We start from the raw sequence: 10339 nt of genomic DNA, 5'->3' as shown, positions 1-10339 counted from the left end.
GGCCAGCTGCGAGGACTGCGCGTCGAGCTCGGCATACGTCAGGCGGCTGCCCGAACGGCCGCGCACCGCCACCCGCGACCCATGCGCCAAAACTACCGCCCCGAATTCCGCCAAAAGTGAACCGGTGTTTTCAATACCAAGCTCCGGCCCGTTGCCAGCGACTTCCAGTGCCGACGTTTCTGCTTCAGTCAGGTAAGCAATGGTGCTGATTTTCTCCGTAGGGTCGCTGATGGCTGAAATCAGGAACTGGTTGATGTTCGACTGCAGTTGGTTAGCGAAAAACTCGCTATAAATGTCGGTGTTGTATTTCAGCGTGAGTACCAGCTCATCGTCGAATTCGGCGAAGGAGAACAGGTAGTCGTACTTGCATATTTCGCCTTCGAAGGGAAAGGAATCGATGGCGAGGTCGCCAAAATCCCAGCCGTTGTTCTGGTAAGAACTGTTGGCTTTGTAAAGTAGCAACCAGCAGTCGAACAGCGGCAAACGGCTATTGTCACGCTTCAGGCCCAACTCTTCCACCAACTGGTCGAAGGGGTAGAGCTGGTGCTGGAAGGCCCCCAGCGTGGTGGCTTTCACCCGCTCGAACAGCGCCTCGAAGCTATCCTGGCCGCTGAACTGCGTGCGCAGGGCTAAGGTGTTGACGTAGAAGCCAATCTGCTCCTCCAGGTCGGCGTGCTCGCGGCCCGCAATGGGACTGCCGATGATGACATCTTCCTGGCCGGTGTAGCGATGCAGAACGCTTTTCACGACGGCTAACAAGCCGGTTAGCAGCGTGCCGCCGCGCTCCTGGCTGAACTGCCGCAGGCGGCGCACGGCCTCCTTATCCAACTTGGTGCGCACGCTGGCCCCGTTGTAGGTTTTCACCATCGGGCGCTTCTTGTCGGAGGGCAGATTGAGCACGGGCAGCTCACCGCTGAATTTGTCGAGCCAGTACGAGCGGCTTTCCTCGAACGAGTCGCCGGTCATTTTCTTATCCAGCCAGGCCGCGTAGTCGCGATACTGAATGGCCAGCGGAGGCAGCGGGTTTTCCTGGGCATTGAGGTAAGCGCCGTAGCAGCTCATGGTGTTGCCAATGAATACTTCCATCGACCAGCCATCACAGATGATGTGGTGCGCGTTGTAGTACACCACGTAACGGTCGGCGGCCGTCCTGACAACGCCGACGCGCAGCAAGGGGCCGTTGCTGAGGTCGAATACGCGCTTGGCTTCAGCTTCGAGCACGGCCAGCACCTGCTGCTGCTGGTTGTCGGCAGCCGTCAGGTCCAGGTAGTCTATCTTAAAATTGAGCTCGGCCGTGGTCCGGATGAACTGCCGTACCTCTTCGGTTACGGGGTCCTGGCCAAACACAGTGCGCAGGCTCTCGTGGCGGTTTATCACCGTCAGGAGGGCTTGCTCGAAGTTTTCGAGGTAGAATTCGCCTTCAAATTGTAACGCATTGAAGATGTTGAACGCCGAGGAGCTGTCGTCCACCTGGCTCATCACCCACAGGCGCTTCTGGCCGTTGGAGGCCGGGTAGCTTTCCTTCTCAGTCGTCTTCTCGATGTTGACGAAGGTGAACTTCGCGGCGCGGCCAATCAGCTCGGCCTGGCCGGCAATGGTGGTATTGGTATAGAAATCCTGCAATGAAAGCATGATTTCAAAGTCGCGGTGGTAGCGGCTGATGAGCTGGGTTACCTTCAGGCTGTGGCCGCCGATTTCAAAAAAATCGTCGTGCACACCGATGGGCTGGGTGCCCAGCACTTCTTCCCACAGAGCCACCAGGCGATGTTCCATTTCGGTGCCGGCGGGTACGTATTCGGCCGCTTTGCTGAAGTAGTCCTGCGGGTTGGGCAGCTTTTTCACGTCCAGCTTGCCGTTGGGCGTCAGCGGAATAGCACTGACGGGGATAAAAACGGCGGGCACCATGTACTCGGGCACTTTCTCGGCCACGAACTCGCGCAGCACCGGGGTTTCCAGCGTTTCGGCGCTGATGTAGTAGGCCACCAGGTAGCTTTCCTCACTGGCATTTTTCCACAGCGTCACGATGCTGGTGGTCACGGCCTCGTGCTGCTCCAGGGCCTTCTGAATCTCCTGCAGCTCTACGCGGTAGCCCCGGATTTTCACCTGGTCATCAATGCGACCCAGGAAGTCGATTTCGCCGGAGGGCAGGAACCGGGCCAGGTCGCCGGTTTTGTAAAGGCGTTTGCCGGGTAGGGCAGCCGCTTCCACAAACTTGGCACTGGTCATTTCGGGCTTGTTCAGGTAGCCTTTGGCCAGGCCCTGGCCAGCCAGATACAGCTCACCCGTACTGCCGACCGGGGCCATTTCCAGCGCGACGGTCAGCACGTAGGCTTCCATGTTAGCAATGGGCTTGCCGATCAGCACCGTTTCGTGCTCGGAGGCAATTTCCTTCACCACGCAGCCCACCGTGGCCTCGGTGGGGCCATATTCGTTGTAGATGTGGATGTCGGGCGAGAGGGTTTTGAGGACACGAATCTGCGCGGCCGTCAGGGCTTCGCCGCCCACAATTACGTGGCGCACATTCGTCGATTCCAGGCCCAGGTAGGACAGCAGCGAAATGTGCGTAGGCGTCATTTTCACCGTATCTACCGCGCTGGTGGGCTCAAACGACTGATACAGCATTTCCGAAATGCCGAGGCCACGCTCGAAGCAGTACAGACTCTTGCCGCGGCTGATGGCGCTGAACAGGGCCGTAACCGTAAGGTCGAATGAGAAGTTGGTAATCAGGGAGAAGTTGCCCGTGGCGGGCTCGTTCCGGAAGTAGTAGCCATTGACCCAGCTGATGTAGTTCAGCAGGTTGGCATGCGTGATGACGCAGCCTTTGGGCTCCCCGGTGGTACCGGAGGTATAGATAATGTAGGCAGTATCGTCGGCGGCGGGCAAAGCCAACGCTGCTTCGGCTTGCTCGGCGGCACTGGCCAGCACTTCCGGCACGGTCAGGATGGTGAAGTCGGGAAACTCCTGCTGCCACTCATCCACCAGCTCTTCCTGCGCCAGGATGAGCTTGCAGCGGCTGTCAAGTAGGATTTTGCGGATACGCTCCTTCGGGTTGCTGCTATCGAGCGGAATGTAGGCCGCGCCGGCGTAGAGCACGCCCAGCATGGCCAGGGGAATTTCCGTGCTCAGGTCGAAAGCAAGCCCGATCAGGTCGCCGGCACCTACGCCGTAGTTAGTTTTCAGGGCACCGGCCAGCTGCTTGCTGATCTCGCCCATTTCGCGGTAGGAGAAGGTTTCTGCGGGGCCTACAAGGGCGGCGGCATCGGCATGGGCAGCTATGGCCTGCTCGATGAGCTGCAACACCGTGTGCTCGGCGGCCGGAGCCTGGCCGGTGGCGTTGGCGGCGGTAATAATTTCGCGGTCCTGGGGCAGCAACTCGGTAGCGGAGCGCGTGGGCTCGGCCAGCAGGGCGGCCACGTTGGCCAGCAGCAGCTCGGCGGCGGCGGTATCAAACTGGTTTTGGTCGTACTGAAATTGTACTTCCAGGGTAGCCCCCTTATCCAGCACCACTAGCTTCTGGCTGAACTCGCTGGTCAAAGCCACGAAATTAACCAAGGAAGCAGCGGTAGTATCGGTAGCTAGGTTGTTGTATTCAACTACGTAGCGGGTGTTGGCAGGCGTGTGCGTGGCGTAGCGGTCGGCAAAGTAATAGTCGCTCCAGTCGAGGCTGGCTTCGATATTTTCCTGCACCTGGGCGCTGAACTTGGCCAGGTCGGCGGTTTCGGTCAGGGCAATTTGTAGCGGCAGGTTTTTGGAGAAAGGCCCGATTACGGAAGCCAGCTCCTCGTAGGCGCGGCCGTTGGTAACCAGATCGATGGCCAGCGTAGTGCGCTCCGTGAAGCGTTGCAGGGCTTTCGAATAGAGTGCCACCACCAGGGTCTGCACATCTACGCCGTGGCGCTGGGCTAGGCTTTTCAGCGGGGCGGCAGCTACCTCAGTGGTTTTTACGGCGGCGGCAAAAGCCTGTCCAGCGGGGTGTTGCTGGAACGCCAGGCGCATTTCGCCGTCATCGCCGGGGCGGCTGGCCTGTTTCCAGAACGCGGCGGCTTCCTCATTTTCCTCGGTGGCCAGCTCTTCCTGCCAAGCCGCATACTGCGCGGTCTGAATCAGGTCGTCGGCAGCGGGCAGCGTTTCGGCCGTGCCTGCCAGTACGGCGGCTACTTCGCCGAAGAACAGCTTCACACTAGTTACATCCAGCAGCACGGGCAGGCAGTGCAGGCGCAGGCGCCACGCGCCGGCACCAGCCGGCTCCAGGTGCAGCCACAACGGGTCAGTCAAGGATACTTCCGGCCCGCCGCTGGTCCATGCTTGCTCCTCACTCACGTCCCCAATGGATTGCATCGGCAGCGAAAGTCCTTCCTTATAAACGAATACAGTACGCAGAATATCGTAGCGGGCTATTACGGCCTGAATGGCAGCAACAACGGCTTCACGCTCAACGGTATAACTGAGCAGATAGTCAGCTTCAATCCGGAATGAGTTCTGATTTTGGGCGAACTGTAAAAAGAATTCCTGGTTTTTAGAAATAGGACTTAGCATGTAAAAATCAGATTAGAGTATCAAGTAGATGAGTAGAGTAAGCGATACTAGTAAGGAGAAACGACAAGCGCGAATAGCTGGAAGGCCTGGCCGCAACGGCCCAGCTTCCGTAAGGAGCGGCAACATCGTGAAGCGACGGTAATGGGGCCGGCAGGGTGCCAAGGGGCAGTGCGGGCGGGTAAGTAGCAGGTCTGCTTTATACGATATAGAGCAAGCAGACGGAGTAGATTAGAGTAGCGTTATACAGGATTTAGAAGTGATGAAATAGGTTTTTAGCTATATAATGGTAAGATAAATCGGAAAAGCTGAGAGCGGCCGGGCCACTCTCAGCCCCCGTAAACTGAAATTGCGTTTCTAAAGTACTAAATATTTTCTATATCAAGCCCAAGTCGCTAATTAATTATTAGCTGGTGCTGGCTTCTTGTAGGGCTCCACGATAGAAACCACGATTTGCCGCTCGCCTTTGTAGGGGCTCCGGCCGTGGGCCGTCATCATGTTATCGAGCAGCAGTAAGTCGCCTTCCTGCCACAGGAATAGCACTTTTTCCTGGTCATAGGCATCTTTAATCTCGCTGTACTCGGCGAAGGAAATTTCCGAGCCGTCGCCGAAGAAGGTATTGGAAGGCAGCAATTCTTCGGGCATTTCGTCTTCGGGTTCCAGGCCGATTTCTTCGTAGAGGCTGTACTTGTTGAAAAAATACGAGTGGTTGAACCACATCAGGTCGCCGGAATCGGGGTGGGCGTAGATGGCGGGCTTCTGCCAGCGGATGGTCAGGTTGTCCGGGCCGCTAAAGAGGCACTCCACGTTATTTTCGGCGCACACGCGCTTCACTTCCTCGGGGTCTTTGGTCTGGAACACCTCCTGCCAGGGCATACCGATGTGAGGCGAGAGGTTGCGCTGGTAGATAACCCCTTTGTCCAGAAACTTCTGGCGCAGGGCCGGGCTCAGGCGAGCCAGCACGCGGCGGTTGTCGGCAATGGGAGTTTCGCCCTGCTCTTCGGCCGCCTTAATGCAGCAGAAAATAATTTTGCGGCCCCAGGCGTAGCTGTACGACGACTCGCTGTGCATATTAATGGTGCGCTCGTTGGGGTATGTCGTGGAAACGTACACCCGGTCGGCCACGGCATAGCGCGGCGACGAGCGGAACATGTAGGGGATGCTTTCTTCGCTGAAGCACTTCATGAAGGTGTCGAACTTCTCGACTGTGTTGATGGCGAAGCCGCGGAACAGGATACCGCCGTGTTTCATCAGGTCGGCCTCTACTTCGGCGCGGTGCTCCTCAATCCAGGCTTTCAGATCCACGCCTTTCAGCAGGGGCTTAATTACCAGGGGCAGGCTGTTTTCACTACCGAAGGGCTCTTTTACGGTGATATTCTGCTCCATTTCGGCCAGCATGGGCGCAGCTTTGGCAGCTTTCAGTTTTGCTAGGTTGTTCATGGCATTATAGAAGTTAAATACTGTTGAGATGGTAGAAAATGGCGGTTGTGGTATGCGTTGAGATTAAGACGACTTGCCGGTCATCAGCTTCAGGCGGTTGGTGGAGCGCAGCTTGCGGGCACTTTCCTTCTGCTCCTGGCGGGAGGCGGCCAGCATTTCTTCCCTGATTTCGAGCAGCGGCCGGGTAGGCTGCTGCACTACCAGGGCGAGCAAGCGCTCCAACTTGCCGGCCAGCTGCTGAATATCGCGCTCCTCGAACAGCAAGTGTTGGTAGGAGTAGTTGATGGCCAACGACTTTTCGTGCTCCGTGATATCGAGCCAGAGCTGGGCTTTCACGAAGTTTTCTTCCTTGGTGAGGGGCAGCAGCTCCAGGCCCAGGTCCGGCCCGGCCTCGTCGGCGTGGGTATTCAGCGGGTTCAGGTTGAGGCCCACGTTGAAGAAGGGCTGCTCCTGCGTTTTGTGAATCTGGTCCACGATGCTCAAGTAAGGAAACTGCTTGTGCAGCATTACCTCCTGCACCGAGGCCTGTACCTTGCCGAACAGGCTGGCGAAGCTTTCCTGCCCGGCTACCTGCGTCCGGATAAAGACCGTGTTCAGGAACAGGCCAATCAGGTCTTTCACCTCCTCATGGTCGCGGGTAGATACGGGCGTTACCAGGGTCAGGTCGGCCTGGTCGGTTTCGAGGTGACACAGGGCCTTGAACAAAGTGAGCAGGGCCATGTAAAGCGTGCCTTTCTCCTTTCCAACCCAGGTACGCAGCTGCTGCACCAAGGCTTCATCCTCAATCACCTGCCGGTAGATATCGGCCTTGAGCACGTCGGGGGCGTCGGTTTTGCGCCACGGAAACCGAATCTGCGACTTGTAGTTAGAGAGGTAGCTTTTCCAGAAACCAGCGCTTTCGGCCAGCTTGGCCTCGTTGCGGTGCTTGCGGCTCCAGTCGGCGAAGTCCTTGAACTGAATGGGCAGCTTGGGCAAGGTCACGGCCTGGTCGGCTACCTGGCCGTGGTAAAGCCTGAACAGCTCCCGCACGATGATGTGAATCGAGAAAGCATCACTGATGATGTGGTGCATGTTGAACAGAATCAGGAACTCATCGACCTTATGCTGCACCACTTGCAGCTGAATCAGCGGCCCGTTCACGAAATCGAATGGCTTGGTCACTTCCTCATTCACAATCTGCGTGAGGTCGTCCGGGCCGAGGTTTTGGGCCCGCAAATCCCGCAGGATGAAGGCTTCGGGCAGCTGCTCCAGGGGCAATACCCACTGGCGCACGTTGTAAGCTTCCTCATCGTAGCGGAACACCGTACGGAGCACGTCGTGGCGGTTTTGCAACTGCTGGAAAGCCGTTTTCAGCTTCTCCACTTCCAGGAAACCGACCAGCTGATAGGCCATGGAGATGTTGTAGGCCACCGACGTGGCCTGGTCCTGGCACACGGCCCAGTACACTTCCTGGATTTCGGTGAGCGGGTAGCTGCGCTGCACGGGGGCCACAGGTATTCCCACTTCCTGCTCGGTTACTTCGCTGATGAGCGCGGCCTGCTCCTCGATGGTGGTGGCATAGAACAGCTTGGCCGAATCCAGCGCAATCTTAAAGTTAGACTTGATTTTGGCCACCATCAGGATGATTTTGATGGAGTCGCCACCCAGGTCGAAGAAGTTGGTGCGGATGCTGATGGTCTCCTTTTTGAGCACCTGCTTCCAGATGGTGAGCAGCTTTTCCTCCACCGCGTTGCGCGGGGCAACGGGGCCAAACTCAGCGCCGGAGGCCATGCTGTCGGGGCTGGGCAGCTGGCGCTTGTCCACCTTGCCGTTCACTGTTACAGGCAGCTCCTTCAGCTGCACCAGGTAGGCCGGCACCATGTAGTCGGGCAGCGTGGCGGCCAAGAAGCCTTTCAGCTCGGGCAGCAGCACTGGCTCGGGGCTGGTGAAGTAGGCCACCAGCACTTTCTCCTCGCCTACTTCAGTGGCAATTACCACACTCTGGGTGATTTCCGGGCGCAAAAGCAGCGCGTTTTCCACTTCCCCCAGCTCGATGCGGTAGCCCCGCACCTTCACCTGGTCGTCGCGGCGGCCGAAGTAGAGTAGGTTGCCATCGGGCAGCACCTTACCGGAGTCGCCGGTGCGGTAAATGAACGCGCCTTCTGTATAAGGATGCGGCACAAACTTGTCGGCCGTCAGGTCGGGGCGGTGCAGGTAGCCTTTGGACAGCTGCTCGCCGGCAATGACGATTTCACCCTCCACGCCTACCGCCGCCAGCTGCCCGCGCCGGTCGAGCACGTACACCTGGGTGTTAGCAATGGGCACCCCGATGGTGATGTCGGCCGTGTGCTGGTCGATGCGGGCCACGGTAGCGCCTACCGTTGTTTCGGTGGGGCCGTACTCGTTGTAGATGACAATGTCAGGGTTGATGGACAGCAGGTAAGCGACATGCTTTTCCTTGAGCTGCTCGCCGCCCACAATGATTTTCTGCACGGCCGTGGGACGCTTGCCCAACTCGCTGAGTATGCCGATGTGGGTAGGCGTGCACTTCACCACACTGATACCGTGGTTGCCCCAGAATACGTCGGGCAGTACTTCATCGAGGCCTTCTTTGCCATAGACCACCACCTTGCCGCCCGTTACCAGCGGAGCAAAAATGCAGGTAACGGTGAGGTCGAAGGAGAAGGAGGTGAACAGCGGGAAAGTAGTGCCCGCCTTGGCTTGGCAGTTGACGTTGTTGCAGATCGACGTTTCTTTCGCACACGCTTTGGTGCAGTACGTCTGGGCCGCGTAGCTGATGTAGTTGGTCAGGTTGTGGTGCTGAATCGGTACGCCTTTGGGCCGGCCCGTGGTGCCCGAGGTGTAGATGGCATACGCCAGGTCAGCAGGCCGATTGCGCACGGCCGTCCACTGCTCGGAGTAGCGCTCCTGAGCGGCCCGGAAGCGGCTGATTTCCTGCTCGTCGAGCAGCACCTTGCTGCGGCTGTCGTCGCGGATGTAATCGATGCGCTCCTGCGGATACTCGGGGTCGATGGGTACGTAGGCGGCCCCGGCTTTGAGGGCTCCAAGCACCGAAATCAGCAGCCACTCGCTACGGTAGAGCTGAATGCCCACGAAGTCGTTGGCCTGCACCCCATAGTGCTCAATTAGATACTGCGCCAACTGGTTGGTCACGGCATCGAGCTGCTGATAGGTGAGCGTGGTGGAGCCGCATATTACGGCCGGGCGGCCGGGCGTCTGGGCCACTTGCTGGGCAAACAGGTCGATGACCGTTTTGTCGAGCTCGTAGGCTACTTCCGTGTCGTTGAGGGTCACCAGCAAGTGGTGTTGCTCGGCGGCCGAGAGGTGCTCTACGGCATCCACTTCCTGTTCCGGGGCTGATACAAAGCCGGTCAGCAGGTTCACGAAGTGCTCTTTGAGGGCTGCAATGAAGCCGGGCTCGAAGATATTGGTGTTGTATTTGAATTCCAGGCGAATGGTATCGGCCGTGGGAATGCAGTTGATGTGGAAGTCGAAGTTGGTGCTTTCGTACAACTCCCGGCCCGTAATTTTAAGGGCCGCATTTTCCACGTCTTCCGCCGAGTCGGCGCTGTTGTTTTCCAGGTTTTCGAATACCAGCACGTGGTTGAACAGGTCGCGCCCCAGCTCACTCTGGGCCCGTACGTTGGCCAGCGGCGAGTAGTGGTGCGGCGCGGTACTCAGGGCTTTGCGCTGCATGTTTTGCAGCAGCTCCTTCACCGTGGTTTCGCTGCCATACTGCACCCGCACTGGAATGGTGTTAATGAACAGCCCTATCATTTCTTCCACGCCCACCAAGTTGCCGGGCCGGCCCGATACAACGGAGCCAAACACCACGTCGGGCGTATTGGTATAGCGGCTAAGCAGCACGCCCCAGGTGCTCTGCACCACCGTATTCAGCGTTACGCCCTGCTGGCGGCACAGCTGATACACGTTGCTCACCAAACCCGACTCGACATCCAGACTGACCTCGGCCTGGGCATAGGGCAGATTTTCGTTGGCCGCAGCTTTTTTAGGCAGTGAGGCGGTTTGCTCGTAGTCTTGCAGGTAGTGTTTCCAGTAGGTGAGCGAGGCCTGGGCATCGCGCCGGTCGAGCCAGCGCAGGTACCCGGCGTACTTGTGGCGCTCGGTTAACTGCACGGGCTGCCCGCTCACCAGGCCCTGGTAGAGCTGGGTGAACTGCTGGCTCAGCAGGCGCGAGCACCAGCCGTCCATGATGCAGTGGTGGTGGCTCCAGATAAACTCAAAGCTATCCGGGCCGAGCTGGACCACGCGCAGGCGCATCTGGGAGCCCTTGCGCAGGTCGAATCCGCGGGCCAGATCGGCCGCCTTCTCCTGGGCCAGGGCCTGGGTCAGCGCCGCGCCGGCC

3 protein-coding genes are annotated in these 10339 nt (G+C 58.4%); all 3 read right to left on the bottom strand.

Annotation, left to right across the window (positions count from 1 at the left end; all coding sequences use genetic code 11):
• Positions 1 to 4536: non-ribosomal peptide synthetase (locus E5J99_RS20240; protein WP_135499629.1), on the bottom strand; the 4536-nt coding region annotated here is incomplete at its 3' end.
• Positions 4537 to 4932: 396 nt separating this feature from the next.
• A complete protein-coding gene (locus tag E5J99_RS20235; RefSeq protein ID WP_135499628.1) occupies positions 4933 to 5973 on the bottom strand; it encodes a TauD/TfdA family dioxygenase in 1041 nt (346 codons plus the stop codon).
• A 63-nt stretch (positions 5974 to 6036) separates the two neighbouring features.
• The coding region (locus E5J99_RS20230) for a non-ribosomal peptide synthetase (RefSeq protein ID WP_135499627.1) at positions 6037 to 10339 on the bottom strand (4303 nt) is incomplete at its 5' end.

This window comes from Hymenobacter elongatus (assembly GCF_004745955.1).
In the GTDB taxonomy this organism is placed as follows: domain Bacteria; phylum Bacteroidota; class Bacteroidia; order Cytophagales; family Hymenobacteraceae; genus Hymenobacter; species Hymenobacter elongatus.
The sequence above is the reverse complement of the archived record's forward strand: the minus strand, read 5'-3'. Positions and strand labels throughout refer to the sequence as shown.

Bases quoted from the DNA above. Each gene is read 5' to 3' on its own strand.
- E5J99_RS20235 (WP_135499628.1), bottom strand. From the start codon at position 5,973: ATGAACAACCTAGCAAAACTGAAAGCTGCCAAAGCTGCGCCCATGCTG.